General features: G+C 63.6%; 16 protein-coding genes. 11 read left to right on the top strand and 5 right to left on the bottom strand.

Features of this window, described 5'->3' with window-relative positions:
• Window positions 1-58: 58 nt before the first annotated feature.
• From H7007_RS01290 to H7007_RS01240, 11 genes are all read left to right on the top strand, one after another.
• The gene (locus H7007_RS01290) at window positions 59-247 is read left to right on the top strand and encodes a DUF4244 domain-containing protein (protein WP_287152677.1); all 189 of its coding nucleotides are present in this window, start codon (window positions 59-61) and stop codon (window positions 245-247) included.
• A gap of 63 nt (window positions 248-310) precedes the next feature.
• On the top strand, window positions 311-781 hold the full coding sequence (locus tag H7007_RS01285) for a prepilin peptidase (RefSeq protein WP_287152676.1): 471 nt from the start codon (window positions 311-313) through the stop codon (window positions 779-781).
• Between the two features lie 248 nt (window positions 782-1,029).
• Window positions 1,030-3,543: a primosomal protein N' gene (gene priA / locus H7007_RS01280; protein WP_287152675.1), complete on the top strand. Its 2,514-nt coding sequence runs from the start codon at window positions 1,030-1,032 to the stop codon at window positions 3,541-3,543.
• Between the two features lie 204 nt (window positions 3,544-3,747).
• Window positions 3,748-4,317: a COG2426 family protein gene (locus H7007_RS01275; RefSeq protein WP_350340599.1), complete on the top strand. Its 570-nt coding sequence runs from the start codon at window positions 3,748-3,750 to the stop codon at window positions 4,315-4,317.
• A gap of 83 nt (window positions 4,318-4,400) precedes the next feature.
• A complete protein-coding gene (locus H7007_RS01270) occupies window positions 4,401-4,589 on the top strand; it encodes a hypothetical protein (RefSeq protein WP_287152673.1) in 189 nt (62 codons plus the stop codon).
• Window positions 4,590-4,724: 135 nt separating this feature from the next.
• Window positions 4,725-5,189 (top strand): aminoacyl-tRNA deacylase, encoded by a 465-nt coding sequence (locus H7007_RS01265; protein WP_287152672.1) that lies wholly within the window; start codon window positions 4,725-4,727, stop codon window positions 5,187-5,189.
• Between the two features lie 24 nt (window positions 5,190-5,213).
• Complete coding sequence (locus H7007_RS01260; RefSeq protein WP_287152721.1) at window positions 5,214-5,990, top strand: sulfite exporter TauE/SafE family protein; 777 nt, start codon at window positions 5,214-5,216, stop codon at window positions 5,988-5,990.
• A 22-nt stretch (window positions 5,991-6,012) separates the two neighbouring features.
• Window positions 6,013-6,912, top strand: a complete 900-nt coding sequence (locus tag H7007_RS01255) for a GNAT family N-acetyltransferase (protein WP_287152671.1) — start codon at window positions 6,013-6,015, stop codon at window positions 6,910-6,912.
• Entirely contained in the window at window positions 6,909-8,948 is a 2,040-nt protein-coding gene (locus tag H7007_RS01250) for a DUF6049 family protein (protein WP_287152670.1), read from the top strand. Before H7007_RS01255 ends, H7007_RS01250 begins: the two co-directional genes overlap by 4 nt.
• Before the next feature lie 58 nt (window positions 8,949-9,006).
• Window positions 9,007-10,674 carry a murein biosynthesis integral membrane protein MurJ gene (gene murJ / locus H7007_RS01245; RefSeq protein WP_287152669.1) on the top strand — a complete coding sequence of 556 codons (1,668 nt, stop codon included), beginning with the start codon at window positions 9,007-9,009 and terminating at the stop codon, window positions 10,672-10,674.
• A gap of 359 nt (window positions 10,675-11,033) precedes the next feature.
• Entirely contained in the window at window positions 11,034-11,453 is a 420-nt protein-coding gene (locus tag H7007_RS01240; protein ID WP_287152668.1) for a hypothetical protein, read from the top strand.
• A 249-nt stretch (window positions 11,454-11,702) separates the two neighbouring features.
• On the opposite strand, the gene H7007_RS01235 is transcribed toward H7007_RS01240, so the two are convergent.
• From H7007_RS01235 to H7007_RS01215, 5 genes are all read right to left on the bottom strand, one after another.
• Window positions 11,703-11,984 carry a DUF6812 domain-containing protein gene (locus H7007_RS01235; RefSeq protein ID WP_287152667.1) on the bottom strand — a complete coding sequence of 94 codons (282 nt, stop codon included), beginning with the start codon at window positions 11,982-11,984 and terminating at the stop codon, window positions 11,703-11,705.
• A gap of 91 nt (window positions 11,985-12,075) precedes the next feature.
• A complete protein-coding gene (locus tag H7007_RS01230; RefSeq protein ID WP_287152666.1) occupies window positions 12,076-12,783 on the bottom strand; it encodes a DUF2085 domain-containing protein in 708 nt (235 codons plus the stop codon).
• Between the two features lie 10 nt (window positions 12,784-12,793).
• A complete protein-coding gene (locus H7007_RS01225) occupies window positions 12,794-13,942 on the bottom strand; it encodes a 1-aminocyclopropane-1-carboxylate deaminase/D-cysteine desulfhydrase (protein ID WP_287152665.1) in 1,149 nt (382 codons plus the stop codon).
• Window positions 13,943-13,948: 6 nt separating this feature from the next.
• Entirely contained in the window at window positions 13,949-14,503 is a 555-nt protein-coding gene (locus tag H7007_RS01220) for a hypothetical protein (protein ID WP_287152664.1), read from the bottom strand.
• The gene (locus H7007_RS01215) at window positions 14,500-15,342 is read right to left on the bottom strand and encodes a 4Fe-4S binding protein (protein WP_287152663.1); all 843 of its coding nucleotides are present in this window, start codon (window positions 15,340-15,342) and stop codon (window positions 14,500-14,502) included. Before H7007_RS01215 ends, H7007_RS01220 begins: the two co-directional genes overlap by 4 nt.
• Window positions 15,343-15,725: the final 383 nt, after the last annotated feature.

Below are 15,725 nucleotides of genomic sequence, written 5' to 3'. Positions count from 1 at the left end.
GTTACCCGGTATCCGCTGCATGTGAATGCCGGGAAACCCTCTCCGTAGTGACAAGGGGGTGAAGATATTGCGCCATCCAATGGAACTGCTGACGGATGAGTCCGCCCAGGCCACAGCGGAATACGCCCTGGTCATACTGGGGGCGGCGGCCATAGCCGGCGCGCTGATAGCCTGGGCCGGCGGCACGGACGTCATCAAGAGCTTCTTCAATAAGATATTCCACCAGCTTATGGGCGCCTTGGGCTGAAATCCTGCCCCTCCGCTGGGACAAACCTGTTGTTGGCACAGGTCCGACCAAGGGGGTCGGAAAATGGGAACGGGACCGGTGAAGGCCCTTCTCCTCTGGATACTGGCTCTCTCCGCTTCCTATTTTGACTTCCGCTGGAGGAAGGTACCCAACCTCCTCATCCTGGCGGGTGCGTTCTGCGGGGTGGCCGTCGCGGCCTGGGGAGGAACCTCCGGCCTCCTCCGGGGGGTCTATGGTCTCCTCCTCGGCGCGGCCCTGTTGTTCCCCTTCTTCCTTCTGGGGGGCGTGGGAGGCGGAGATGTCAAATCGCTGGCGGTCATCGGGCTCTTTACCGGTCCCTCACTTCTCTTGGCCTCCTTTTTCTGGGGAGCCTGCGCGGGAGGAGGGATGGCTCTGTTCTACCTGTTGTCGGGCCGTAAGGCGAATAGAAAGGGCGGCCTTCCGCGACCCGGGAAAGCAACCCCTCCAACGCTACCCTATGCAGCCCTCCTGTTCCTCACCGCGGCCTTCCTCGTGACCCGTGCCGCCATATGAGCGCCAGGAGAGGGGCAGGCCTGGAGAACGGCCAAGAGACGTTCCCAGGACTGACCTATCTCTCCGGGACGGCCTTCCGGCCCCCGGCCGCGATACGGGGGGCGAAGCTTTTCGGGCCAAAACCGTCTTGTCACCGTACCCGGTTCCCCACCTCAACCGCCTAACCGCCGAGGACCGCAACGAGAAAGGCAGAGGAACAAAGGCTGATTCCGGCGGGAACGGTCATACCCCGGGGTTATAATGACCACATGCCCGGCATTAGAGAGGAGCCGTCGGATGCGGAACGGTTCGTGGACGTCGTCATCGACGCCCCGGCCCGACAGCTCGACCGACCCTTCACCTACCGCGTCCCCCCTGAGCTCGCCACCAGGGTGGAGACGGGAAGCATGGTCCTGGTGCCCCTGCAGAAACGGCTCCAGGTAGGATACGTTCTGTGTTTCCGGACTCGCCCCGAGCTCCCCTCCATCAAGGACGTGCAGGCGGTGGTGGACGAACCACCGGCCTTCGACGATTCCATGCTCGAACTCTGCACCTGGATCGCCGAGAGGTATCTCTGCACCCTATCCCAGGCACTGCGCCTGGTGATCCCTCCCGGCCGGGCACGCAAGGTTGTGGAGGTCGTGGAGCCCCTGGTGGACGTCCGGGAAGCCCTGGACGCTCTCCCCGAGCTCTCCGGACGGAAAAAGGAGATCCTCCGCGCCCTCTCCCGGTCCGGAGGACCCTTGACCATTCCCGAGCTTCGTGAGGCTCTGGGCGGCAGGCTCGCCTCCGCCCCGCTCAAGGAGTTGGAGGAAGAGGGAATCGTCGTCCGCAGATACGTCGTTCCCAAGCCAAAGGCCTCCCGCATCCGAATACGGGTGGCGGAGATCACCGCCGCCGGGAAAGGGGCTCTCGCCGGGGAGGAAAGTGCGCACCTCACTCACGCGAGGCGCCACCTCCTCCAGGTGCTGCTGGAACACGGTGGGAGGATGAGACTCGCCGACCTCCAGAGGGCCAGCCGGACCTCTTCGAGCGTGGTGCGCGGTTGCGTGGAGTCGGGTTGGGTCCGCTTGGACGTCGAGGAGCGCCTGCGCGACCCCTTCGCCGAGCGCTCCTTTCCCGATGTCCCCAGGCACACCCTCGACCCGCACCAAGAGGAGGCGCTGCGGCGGATTGTGGCCGCCCTGGAGGATGGTGGGGGCGTCTTTCTCCTGCAGGGGGTGACCGGGAGCGGAAAGACCGAGGTTTACCTTCACGCCATAGAGCACGCCCTGGGGATGGGAAGGACCGCCATGGTCCTGGTCCCGGAGATAGCCCTGACCCCCCAGATGGTGCAGCGCTTCAAGGGACGTCTGGGCGAGGAAGTGGCCGTGCTGCACTCCCGCCTGGGCCTGGGAGAACGGTACGACCAGTGGAGGGGCATCAAGGAAGGGAGATACCGGGTGGTCATCGGGGCCAGATCAGCGCTCTTTGCTCCCCTGCGCCACCTGGGCCTTATCGTCATAGACGAGGAACATGAGACCACTTACAAGGAGGGCTCTCCGCCCCGCTACCACGCCCGGGAGGTGGCCAGGAAAAGGGCGGAGCTGAGCGGTGCAGTGCTGGTGCTGGGAAGCGCCACTCCCAGCCTGGAGAGCCATCATGACATGAGAAACGGGAGGTGCGCTCCGCTTGTCCTGCCCTCACGGGTGGACGGAAGGCCTCTTCCGGGAATGGAACTGGTGGACATGCGCGAGTTCAACGCGCAGGGAGAGAGGGCCATACTCTCTCCCAGGCTGCTCAACTCCCTCGCCCAGTTGCACAGGAGCGGGGAGCAGGCCATCCTCTTTCTGAACCGGCGCGGATTCGCCAGTTTTCTGCAGTGCCGGGGATGCGGACACATCTTCCGCTGCCGCGACTGCTCGGTAAGCCTCTGCTATCACGCTCGAGGCCCCTACCTCCTCTGCCACCACTGCAACTGGGCCCTTCGCCCCCCCTTCGTCTGCCCCCAGTGCGGCAACCGGGTCCACCGCTATGCGGGGGTGGGCACGGAACGTGTCGAGGAGGAGTTGCGAAAGTTGCTTCCCGTGCTCAAGTGCCTGCGCATGGACGCGGACACCACGAGCCGCAAGAATGCCCATTGGGATATTCTGGAAGCTTTCCGCCGGGGAGACGCCCAGGTGCTGTTGGGCACCCAGATGATCGCCAAGGGCCTGGACATCCCCAGCGTGACCCTGGTGGGGGTCATCAACGCCGACACCTCTCTGGCCTTTCCCGATTTTCGAGCCGGTGAGAGGACTTACCAGCTCCTCACCCAGGTCAGCGGGAGGGCGGGAAGGGGCGACCTGCCCGGCAAGGTCATCGTCCAGACCTACTGCCCCGAACATTATGCCATCCAGGCCGCGTTACGCAGCGACCCGGAGTCCTTCTATTCCCAGGAGCTCCAGTTCAGGCGCGAGGCGATGTACCCCCCCTTCTGCCGGCTGGCCAACCTGGTGGTCAGCTCTCCGTTGGAGGAGCATGCGCGATGCGCCGCCGAGGCCCTCTCCGAGGACCTCCGTTCAAGGGTCCCCCACGGCAGGGGCGTGGTCCTGGGACCGGCTCCCGCACCGCTGTCCAGGCTCAAGGGAAGGTACCGGTACCACCTGACCCTCAAGATCCTCCATCCCCGGGGGCTGGAGGAGGAACTGCGGGCGGGAATACGAGCTTTCGAGGGCTGGCGTTCATCATTCTGCCGCAGGGAGGGAATCGCCCCGGAGGACCTTTCCCTGGCCGTGGATGTGGATCCGGTCACGCTGCTCTGAGACGAAGGGGGATACGCGGGCCGCCGAACTCTTTGTCCGGCGAGCCCCGGCGGACGCGTGTCAGCCCGCTCTGCTTGGAGACGATGACCTTGAGGCTTCGAGTGTGTTAAGATAACGCGGATTCACGATCGGTAGGGTGGTAAGAGAGCTATGTATCCATTGCCGCGACCATTTTATAAGGGGGTTTTCTTCGCTCCTTCCTACGTGGAATGGTTGAGCGGCATTCCGGTATGGTTGCGTACCCTACTCATCTCCATGGTGCCTCTGATAGAGCTGCGCGGCTCCATCCCCGCTGCCACCTACTGGAGGGCGGACCTGCGGGTCACTTTTTTCTGGGCCATCCTCGGCAACCTCATACCCATACCCTTCATCCTCCTCCTGCTGGGGCCGGTCTCCGAGTGGCTGCGTCGGCGCTCCTCATCCATGGACCGCTTCTTTACCTGGCTTTTCGCCCGTACCCGCCGGAAGCACAGCCGCAGCTTCGAACGCTGGCGCGACCTGGCCCTCTGCATATTCGTCGCCATTCCCCTGCCGGGCACCGGTGCCTGGTCCGGAGCGTTGGCGGCCTTCGTCTTCGGAGTCCCCTTCTGGCGCGCCATGCTGGCCATAACAGGCGGCGTGCTCATCGCCGGGGCGGTGGTCACGCTGGTCGTTTATTACGTGTCCTCCGTCCCCATCTGGGTCACCCTCGTCTCCGCGGCGGCCATGGGTGCCCTCGTGGCCTTCTTCTGGCTGGCCATGCGACGGGAAGAGGAAGAGGCGGACCAAGGTTAGAAAACCGGCCGAATTGGGTAATTTAACAAATGGGAGCTTGCGTCGCTTTCTCGTCTTCGGGTTCTTTCGAGGAGGGATGTGCCATGGCCGAGCGCAAGATGAGCCGCAGCGAGGCGGGTCGCAAGGGGGGGCAGACCACGCTGAAGAAATACGGCAAGGAGTTCTACCAGCAGATCGGCCAGAAAGGAGGCCGCAAGGGAGGGCAGACGACCAAGGAGAGGTATGGTACCAAATTCTTCCAGGATATTGGCCGCAAGGGTGGCCTCAAGTAGAGGCCGCCGCTCCTTGCCCCCCGGCTCAGGGTCTTAACCGCGGATGTGCTGCCCCTGATATAATCGTAACGACCTCGCTCCCTCGGTCCGGCCGAGCGGAAGGGAAAAACGTCGTTCGCCTGAGAGGAGGTTGTCTTGCTCGGCAGCGTGGACGTTCACAATCAATTGCAGAACGCCAACATCCCCCACGAGCTCAGACGCATCCCGGAACCCGCGCGCACTGCGCAGAGAGCGGCGGCGGTTCTCGGGCTGCAACCCCATCAGATCATCAAATCCGTCCTCTTCCACGCCGACGGCCGGCCCATCATGGTCATGATCCCCGGGGACCGCACTGTGGATTATGACAAGCTGAAAAGGGAGCTGAAGGTCTCACGGCTCCGCATGCTCAGTGCGGACGAAGTGCGCCAGCTCACCGGTTACCTCATCGGTTGCACGCCTCCGGTAGCCCTGAAGACGGAGATGCCCAAGTACATCGACATCCAGGCCCTGCGGGAGGATGTGGTGTACACCGGGGGCGGTGAGCCGGAGATGATCCTCAAGATAAGGTCCTACGATCTGGTTCGCGCCACGGACGCCGAGATCGTCGACGTGGTGCGCTGAACTCCGGAGGGTCATCCATTGCCCGTGCAGGAATTCCTCTTCACGATCCTCCTGGGTTTCGCCTCCGGTTTTACAAGTGGGGCCTTCGGCATAGGAGGAGGGGTGATAACCACCCCGGCCATACGCCTGCTGCTCATGCGTTCCTCGGACATCGCCCTCGGCACCCCGCTTCCCGTCATCTTCCCCTCCGCCGTGGTGGGAGGGTTCAACTACTGGAGGGCGGGGAAGATAATCCCGCGAGTGGTTTTATACTGCTCCCTGTTCGGCCTCATAGGGACGGTCGTCGGTTCCTCGGCAACCTCCCTTCTGGACACCAGATATATCATGATAATCACCTCTCTTCTCATCATCTACCTAGCATACCGCACCTATGCCGCGGCCGGCGCGAGGAGCCCTTACGACTCGGGGGAGGAGGCGCGGCACAGCAGGTATCCGGCCCCCATGCTCGCCTGCATCGGTCTCCTTGCCGGGTTCTTCTCCGGTTTCCTGGGGGTAGGGGGAGGTGTGATCCTGGTGCCCGCTTTCTATTTCCTGCTGCATATGGAGCTCAAGGAATGCCTGGGCAACTCGCTGGTGGTCATGGCCTTCCTGGTCCTTCCCGGGAGCCTGATACACTCCTTTCTGGGACACGTGGAGTGGCCGGTGGCGCTGGCCATGGTCCTGGGAGTGATGCCGGGATCCTACATGGGTTCTTTCTTTACCCTTCGGGCCAGGAACCGCCGCGTTCAGGTACTCTTCGCCTTACTCCTGCTGGCCATCGGTATAATATTTCTGTTCAAGGAGATAAGAGGCCTGCTCTGAGAGACGGTACGGAAAAGAGGATATGGCTATCCTGCAGGAAAAAGCGGAGACACTGCCCGGCGAAGGCGAGGTCTATGCGGCGTCGCCGACGGACTTCAAGGCCTTCTGGCCGGAGATAAAGAGCAGCTATGCCTTCCGCAACCGCCGCGACTTCCTGGCCTTCATGCGCGAGAACCACGGGCGTATCTACTGCCTATACCGGAAAGAGGTCGAGCTTCCCCCTTTCGTTTTGGTGGGAGACTGGAGAAACCACTCCGACATCCGGGCTCTTCTGCAGGTGAAGGCCGAGCCTTGGGAGAGAGAGGCATTGATCCGTGGGGCCTCGGAGGCCTGCCTCGCGGAGGGGACCCGGTGCCTGATCACACGGCCGCTCCCGGACCGGGAAGCCGAGGAATACGCTTCCTGGGGATTCCGGCCGTTCTGCACCGTGGTGCTCTTGGAGAAGACGCTGCGCAGGGAATCCTTCCCCCGGGAACCCGACGGGGCGAGTATCGGCCATTTCCGCGGTAGGGACCTCGAGGAGGTCCTGGAAACGGACGCGGCGGCCTTCGAGGACTTCTGGAGGCTGGACCGGCGCACACTGTCAAGGATCGCGGAGTCATGCCTCCAGAACGTCTTCCTGGTGGCCAAGCAAGGAAACCGGATTTGCGGGTACGTCATCGGGGGGGCAAACGGGAGACTGGGCTACCTGCAAAGGTTGGGGGTGCACCCCCGGTTTCAAGGCCAGGGCCTGGGAGAGTGTCTTGCCAGGCGCTTGCTGCGCGCCCTGCAGCTCATGGGAGCGACCCTTGTTTCCGTGAACACGCAAGAGGACAACCTGCCCGCCCTGTCCCTCTACCGAAAGCTCGGCTTCCGGGAAACGGGGGAGAAGAGGTTCATCCTCCAGTTCCCCGCCCGGGAGTCGCCGGGGAGCCGAAGATGAGACGGAAGCGCAAGGCACTCATCCTCGCCGCGCTGCCGGTCCTCCTGTGCATCATGTCGCTCCACTCCCTCTTCCCCCTTACCTCGCCGACGAAGGCCACGGCTCAGGAGGTGGGGGCCACGGTCCTGGCGAACACGGACTCCTTTTATTACCTGCCCGGAGAGACGGCTCTTCTGCAGGTGGAGCTGCAGATACCGGCGGACATGCTTCCCGGAGAGTTCGCCCTTCAACTGCAACTCTATTCGCCGGCCATAACCAGGTCATATCTGGGTTCCTTCCGGCGGGGAGCGGAACTATATCCCCTTGTCACCCGAAAGCTGACCACCCTCACCCCGGCGGAAAGCCGGAGCGCCATGAGCTTTGCTTTGGAGCCTTCCGCCCTGGGGCTTACTCCCGGCATCCACCCTTACGAGGTAAGGCTGCTCCGGGAAGGCGAGGTGGTGGGAAAGGACCGCAACTTCCTGGTGATCATGAAGCCGGAAACGGGTTACCCCCTCAACCTATCCCTGCTCTGGACACTGGATTTCCTGCCCTCCACGGACGCCCGCGGGAACCTGCTGGACGGGGGGTTGGCGGCGGCCTGCTCGTCCACCGAACCCGGCTTCCTCTATTCACTTCTGGAGATCCTCAATGAAAGGCCGGGCATGGCAAGCAGCCTGGTGCTCCCGGTTTTCATTTACCAGGAATTGGAAGAATTCTCCCGGAGCTCCACGCCAGGCGACACCGGGGTGGGGAAAGGGGCCCAGGAGATACTGGCGAGGCTCTCCAGAATGGTCACCGAGGGCAGGCTTGATCTCCTCAACACCAGTTATTCCTTCTGTGACCTGGGACTCTTCGAGATACCGGGGTGGGAACAGGAAGTGGACGATCAGGTGCGCTTGGGAATAGAGGGCACCGGCGTGCCCCATGCCAGGGGCTCCGGCTTCGTCAATCCCTCATTCCGCATCACGGACTCCACCATGCAACGAATGGTGGAGGAAGGCATGGATTTCACCGTGATCTCGCAGGAGGTCCTTAAACACAGCGCGGCGGGGAAGAAACTCCTCCAGGGGACCACCATAAGCCAGCCGGTCCGCCTGATTAATTCCAGGGGGAGCCTCATCAAGGGCTTCGTGCTCGACGAGTCGATGTACGCCTATCTGGAGGAATCCACCGCGGGTGACCCCCGCCATCTCGTGCAGAACCTCATCGCCGAGCTGGCCGTGCTCCAGAGGGAGAGACCCTACGCCATAAGGTCCTGCGTACTGGCCTTCCCCCCCGGCTTTCTGCCCGGCCGGGAATTCCTGGAGGCCCTTTACGACGCCCTGCAGAGCTGCCCCTGGGTGCAGGTGCGCCGCCTGGAGGACCTGAGCCGCGACCAGTTCCCCCTGGAGGGGGTAGCCGTCCAGGTACCGGAGAGTTCGGGAGAGACGTCGGATTATCCCGAGAGGTTGGCTCCGCTGCGCGACCGGGCACTCTCCTTCTCCGCCGCGGTGATCCCCGCCGACCACCCCCTTCCCGATGAGCTCGTCAAGTTGGTGCTTCTGGGCATGAACCACCGCTTCTCGGACGAGAGCGACCAGAACGCCACCCGCAACTTCCTCAACAGCCTGGAGGACTACCTCGCCGGATGGACTTCTCGCGTTAACATAGGCCGCAAGCGCTCCGTGACCCTTTCCGGCACCACCGGCAACCTGAGCGTGGATATAGTGAGTGAGCTCAACTTTCCCATCCGCGCCACCCTGAGAATGGAGAACCCCAACCTGAGCTTTCCCGAGGGCAACGTCCTGGAGATACAGGTGGAACCCAGGGAAAATCGTTATGTCCTCCCTATCAGCACCCACCGCCGTGGCTCCTTCCTGGTGGACATCGAGCTGGAGACCAACGGGTTGGTCCTGGACAGCACGACCATCACCGTGAACACCTCCATCATCAACACCTTGGCGGTCATCCTCCTGGCCTGCCTCCTGGGGATGGTGGGATTGGGCATGCTCGCGCGCCGGATGTGGCGTAATATACGCGGAGGCAAGCACGCGCGAAGGGAAGACAGAGGCTGAGACGGCGACAATCGGAGGAATGGCGGAGTCCGGGCCCGAAACGCAGGAAGAGGACGGCATGGAAGACGATTCCCTCTATCTCTCGCGGGACGAGCCGCAGGCTTTCGCCCGCAACGCCGGCATCATGGCCCTGGGGACGGCCCTCAGCCGCGTGACCGGTTTCCTCCGTTACGCCTCCCTGGCCTACGTCCTGGGGCTCACTCTCCAGTACGGGAGGACCAACCTCCCCAGCACCTACAACCTGGCCAACTCTCTACCCAACATGATCTTCGACCTGGTGATGGGAGGGATCATCGCCTCCCTCTTCATCCCCGTGTTCGTGGAGTACCTGAGTACCAGGTCGAAGGAGGAGGCCTGGTACGTCGCCAGCTCGGTCACCAACCTCTCGCTGATCATCCTGGGGGCGGTGACCGTGGCCGGCATCTTCGCCAGCCCACTCATCATCCGCCTCATGACCGCGTTCGGTTCCTACTCGGCGGGGGACGTCACCACCCGGGTAGTGAGGGACCAGGCGGCGTTCTTCCTGCGCTTCTTCCTGCCCCAGATCATCTTCTACGGGCTGAGCGCCATAATCGGGGGGCTCCTGAACGCCCACCGCCATTTCACCGCGCCGGCCTTCGCCCCCATCGCCAACAACCTGGTGGTCATCGGAACGGTAATCGTCTTCAACTTCCTCCCGGGGCCCCGGGACAACCAGCTCCACCTGGTGGTACTGGGAGTGGGCACAACCCTGGGTGTGGCGGCCCAGGCCCTGGTACAGGTGCCCGTGCTCCTGCGCATCGGGGTCCGCTACAGCCCTACCCTCGACGTCAGGCACCCGGCCATCCGCAAGATCGGCCGCCTCGCTTTGCCCCTCCTGGGTTATATCCTCCTCTGGCAGGTGGGAACCTGGTTCGTCTTCGCCCTGGCCATCAAGGTGGACGGAGGAGTGCCCTCCTACCAGTACGCGCAGCTCTTCTTCCAGCTCCCTTATGGGGTCTTCGCCGTATCCATCATCACCGCCCTCTTTCCGGCCATGAGCGAGCACTACGCGCTGCGGCGCATGTCCCGCTTCAAGGAGACGGCCAACCTGGGCCTGCGCGCCACGCTGCTGGTCATCGTGCCCTGCGCGGTGGTCTACCTCACGCTGAACAGGCCCATAATCCGTTTCCTGCTCCAGCACGGCTTCTTTAAATCGGGGGACACCGAGCTCCTCTCCGGCGTGCTCTTCTTCTTCGCCCTCGGGCTCATCCCCTACTCCATCGACATGCTCCTCACCAAGACCTTCTACTCCCTTCAGGACACCCGCACCCCCATGATCATCAACTGCTTCGTGGTGGCCGTGAACATCGTGGCCAATCTCTTCTTCTTCCGCTGGCTGGGAGTGAAGGGCCTGGCCCTCGGTTTCACCACCGCTTACGTCTTCTCCATGCTCATGGACGGGACCGTGCTCCGCCTACGCCTGGGCAGGATAGGGGGCAGAAAACTCGTTGTCACGCTGGTAAAGGCACTGGCCGCGGGTGGAGCCATGGCCCTGGTGGTCTACGCCACAAGGCACCTTGTCGAGGAGCTCCACCCCCACGCCGGGCTGTTCAGGGACCTGCTGCTCATGGCCCTCCCCTTGTTGAACGGGCTGGCCGCCTATCTCTTCCTCGCCCATGCGCTGCATATGGAGGAACTGGAAGCCCTCAGGCGGATGACCTCCCGTCTCCTGGAGAGGAGGCGGAGCGGGATGCGCCCGGGCTGAGCCGCAAGGGAGCACCATTCGAACCACAGGGTCGCTTTCCAGGGGAGGGTCCACGAGCGGGCCGGTCCCCGGCGGGCGGACATGGAATCCGCGTCCCGGAACCGTATCCTCCGGTCTAGCCACCGGCGGAATCGCCGGGCGAGGCCCTCTCCCGGGCACCCTTACCCAAAGGGACTCACCGGAGAGGGAAACGGGAGACTTCCGGGCCGCGGAAGGGGGAAGCCGCGGGATCAGGGTCCCGGTACCTATAAAGGGAAAGGGGTTCCCCGGTCGAAGTTTTTAGTGTTGCTGACGGCTTCTTGCATGCAACCTTCCGGAGAACGGAAAGCGGCGGTCTGGTGGGCGAAGGAAGGGCTGGAATGGACGGGGCAAGAATCCGGAGGTCCCTCTCCTCCCAGGAGGGGCAGGTATGGACTTACGTGTTGCGCATATTCCTGGCCGCCCTGATAATCGGGATCATCATCTCCCAGTGCGGACCGGTGATAGCCAACCACATCGCCACCCGCGGAACGGCCAAGGACGCCGCCGAGCTGGCCGCGGACACCTACCAGAAAAAGCGGGGGAACATGGATGAGGTCCGGTCCGAGGTGGCCAAGTTCCTCAACGAGAGAGGAGCGCGCCTGGACGGGGACATCAGCCTGGAGTACGACCAGGCGGGAAGGCCGGCCAAGATAGTCGTCCCCGTGCGCAAGATCGTCAACACCTTCTTCTTCCAGCACGTGGGTTATCTGTCCCCCTATACGGAAGCCAAGGCGGTAGGCGAGGAGGACCTCTTCTGACGGGAGACCACTGCCGGGCATAAGAAGGGCCGTTCTTCCGAACGTAGGCATATCGCGAGGCTCTTCCCCGCCCACCCGCAACCCGATCTGATTATCTGGAAGATATTGCCATATTCACGAAGCAAGGCTCCGCGGCCCGCAGCATAAGCGGGAACCTCCCCTTTCTTTTCGGGCACCACACCTGTGCTTCGATGCGGGCGAAAGCCCCTGCCGCGCATGTGCGCCATGTGGGCGCGCCTCCCACGAAGCTCAGAAGGAAGGACGCAATTCCTCCCGGCTGCGCTGGGGCACCTCCACGGGGCGGATGAGGACGATGTGGCTGCGGTTGATGTCGATGAAATCGGTTCGGAAGAGGAGCTCCCCGGTGTTCAGGTTGTACACCTCCACGTCCGTGAGGGCGAAAAAGGACTGCGTTTCCCTGGACTGCATGATGTCCGTCAATCTCGCTCCGGCGAAGATGTGCAGGTCGGCCAGGATACGATGAGAGGTGGTGTAGATCTCCACCCGGAGCTTTTCCTTTCTTGCGTGCATGTCGGACCTCCTGGACGCGTAACGAGAGCTGGCGATGCCGCCGGACTAAACCAATATACAACAAAGGGCGTGGTTTTACCTTCGGCTGCCCTTACGGAAGCCGTCCGAAGAGTGCGGGAGGAGGGACGAGAGGCCCTCCGCCAGCCAAGAGGCGGTGCGCCCAGTAGGAAGCGGCGAGCTCCAGGGCCAGGAGGAGAAAGGCGAGCGCGATGCGCGCGCGTAGCGCCTCCTCTCTCCTCCGTGGCCTGAGGAGGCAGATCAAAAGGAGGTTCAGGGACCAGAAGGTCCCCAGCATGGAGAGAAGCAGCTCCAGCTGCGCCACGCGGAAAAGGGAGGGTGGTCGCATTATGTAGAGAGGAAGGGCGACCAGCGGGACCACGGATACGAAGAGGATGTCCCGCCCCCCGCCCATGATGCGCCGCGAGGTGTCCTCCAACCATATCTCCCGGTTCATGAGGGCGGAAACCGGAACGGCGAGTCCGGCTCCTCCGGTAGCGCCGCTCAGAAAGCGCAGCAGGTTGGTCGACTCCCTCCACCCCAGGTAGCTGGTAAGTCCGTCCCAGGCCAGGAAGAGGATTCCCGCGACGCAGAGGGCGATGGTGGCGAAGGAGGGTATGCCCGCACTCCGCTCCCTCCGCAAAAGGCTCAGGGCCAGGAGAAGACCGAAGAAGGCGACGAACATCCCCGTATCCCTGGCGCACACGAAGAGAGGCCTCCCCCCGAAGGAGAGAAGGCGGTCCGTGCGTTGATGGCAGACGGCGAAACCCAGCTCCCACAGCCAGCGGTCCCAGAGGCACATCTCGTCTCCTTCAGGCCGCACCGGCGGAGTTATCCCCATCCCCTGCGCAGGTCAGGGAAACCAGTTCCTCCTCCAGCTCACGCCAGGGGGCGGTGAAAAAGCGGTGGAAGGGGGCTGGTAGAACATGGTAATCAATGCCTTCGATCAGATGGGAGAGATCGGCGGAATTATAGGTGTTCACGAAGAGAATCGGCTTCCCCCCGCTGGCGCCCCCAAGTCTCAATGCCGCCGCCAGCGCTTTTCCGGTATAGGTCCCCTCCAGCATCAGGCCCTCCAGCTCATGGGCTTCCCGTACCGCCTGCACGTCCTCGGGCGTGAGATAGGCGTAGCCCCTGCCCAGCTGGTCGCCTATGAAAAGAAGGTCGGAGGGCCTGGCCCGCGGGATCATGATGCCCGGGTCCATGCTCTTCAGGAGCCTCGCCACCGCGTTGGCCAGGCGCGACCACAGGAAGGGGTTGCAGTAGGCGGTCTCCACCACGCCGACACCCACCAGGCGGGAACCCAGGCCGGCCAGTTTCATCCCCACCCAAAGCCCAGCCGCCGTCCCGTGGGTGCCCATGGCCGTGACCACCAGTCCCGGATCCGGGAGCGAGCCCCGTTCCACCTGTTCAGCGATCTCCAACCCCGCGTTCACATACCCCAGGCATCCAAGAGCCGAGGACCCCCCGGGGCCCAGCCAGTAGACCTTCTCGCGCCTCAACAGATGGTAGATCCGCTCCCGCAGATAAGCCAGGGGTATCAGGGGAATGGATGAGGCCCAGCGCAGGCGCACGCCGAAACAAGCGTCCAGGAGGAGGTTGCGGCGCACATACTCCGCGCAGGGCTGGTCGAAGAGGAGGGCCACGGTCTTGAGGCCCAGCCTCCGGCCGTGCACCGCGGTGGCCAGCACGTGGTTGGAACCCGCCGCTCCCATGGTCATGACCACCCGGCAACCGAGGCGCAGGGCGTCCGCCAGGGTGAACTCCAGCTTGCGGACCTTGTTGCCCCCGTAATGCGGGGAACTCAGGTCATCCCTCTTGACGTAGAAGGGCGGCAACCCATGCTGCCGCTCCAGGGAAGACAGCCTCTCCACCGGAGTGGGCCATATCCCCAGCGAGACCCGGGGCAGGAATGCGCACAAGGCGGGGAAACGCCTGAAGAGAGGGAGTTCATCTTCCATCCCGGCTCACCACCTCGGAAGTGACCGAATATCCCTGTAGTAAAGATAAACCCCCCCGGCGCCCAACACCAGGAAGAAGAATCCGCCCCCGAGCAGGGAAGATGGGTAATCCCATCCCACACCCGGGGCCAGGTACCAGAGGAAACACCAAACTCCCAGCGGGAGATAAAGGGTTGAGACGATGAGGTACAGGTTGCGGCGTCTGCGGTACACCCCCAGGGGTATGGCCACGGTGAGCGAAAAAGCGAGGAGCAGAGCCGCGAACCAGGCTCCCCTTCCGGTGCCCGCGAGGTAAAGGGAGCACAGGGAGATACCGGCCGCGGCGACGGCAGCCAGCCCTCCCAGGCAGCCGGCGCGAAACCATTTCCCGGAACCACCGCGCCCCTCCCCGTTCCAGGCCGACATGAGGTGGTGGCACCGGGCGCACAGGAACCTCCCGCCGGGAAACTGCGGAGGAAGACGTATCGTCCTCCCGCATCCCGTGCATGCGGCGGTGAGGGCTTGGGTTTCCACCCCATGCGGAGTGCCCTGAACATCCGCGTCCTCGCGGAGGCCGGTCATCGCCGCGCGCCTCCTCCGTCCTCCTCGACTCCCTCACCCCCGGCAACGGCCCCCGCCCGGCGCAGAAGCTCCCGGAAAAGCTCCTCCGAGGGGTCGAACTCCACCTCCACGGCCCGATTGGAGCAGAGGAGGGAGCACCTGCCGCAACCCTTGCACTTTTCCGGGTCTATGAAGGCCCTCCCCCCGCGAAGCTCAACCGCCCCCACGAAACAAGCTTCCACGCAGGTCCCGCATCCGGCACAGCGTTCCCCCACCCTCACGCGTACCGAATCCAGCCGGCGTATGGCCCGCTTGAACTCCGGGGCCGCATGGCGCATGTCCGTGCGCACCAGACAGCAACAGTCGCAGCAGAAGCACACCACCAGGAAGCGCTTGAACTCGCGCAGCACGCCGAGGCTGGCGGCGTCGAACCATATGCGGCCGATCATGCCCGTGAGCCCGGCCCGCGCCGCTCTCTCCACATGGGCCAGACATTCCTCCACCGAGGCTCGGTGGCCCAGGGAGGGATGGAGGTGGGCGGCGGCCTCTCCCAGGAAGATACATCCTATATCCCGGGGATATTTGCTGCAGCCTTCGCGGTTCCGGCAGATGCATCCGTCATGGATGAAGCGGTGTGAGGAGGCCCGGATGAGCTCGGCGAGGGCCTGGCGGGGCAGCACCGTGCTCTCCGGGAGAGGAATGTCCTCGGACACCGGAAGGAAGGTCACCTGGAGGACCTTCTCGTCCACGAGGGGAGCGAAAAGCCGCCGAAAGGGCGGATAGGGGCTGAGCTTCTTGACCAGGTGGGTGAAAGGCCACAGGGAGAGAAACCCCTTCACCACCCCTTTTGGATATCCCATACCTCCTCCGCTTGCCGACCACTCCCTTCCAGGCGCTTTCTCCCATTATGGGCCGACTCCCGCGGGCCCGGCAACCCGGGCGCAAGGTTCACGCCATCTCACACGGAGCGAGCCATGGGCGATGGGTACCCGGGTTCGGGAGCAGGACGGGCACTCCTATTGCTTGCCGCGCGACAGGAAGGGGCAGGCCGGACATATGCGAATCCCCCTTGCGCTTTCCTTGCGGCAAGAACGAGTGGAGCGAATGAACTGGGGAAGAAGTGGAGGATCACTCAACCTCCCATGCCCCCTTTCCCCCACAATGGGAGGCGGAGAGGATGGCCGATCGGTCTGGGCTCTCCCTCAACCGGTTGGTGAGTGGGGCGCGGGGAAAGGGGCGAGGG

The organism is Candidatus Solincola tengchongensis, from assembly GCF_015711935.1.
Taxonomy (GTDB): domain Bacteria; phylum Actinomycetota; class Geothermincolia; order Geothermincolales; family RBG-13-55-18; genus Solincola_A; species Solincola_A tengchongensis.
This window is presented reverse-complemented; position numbering and strand designations above follow the sequence as displayed.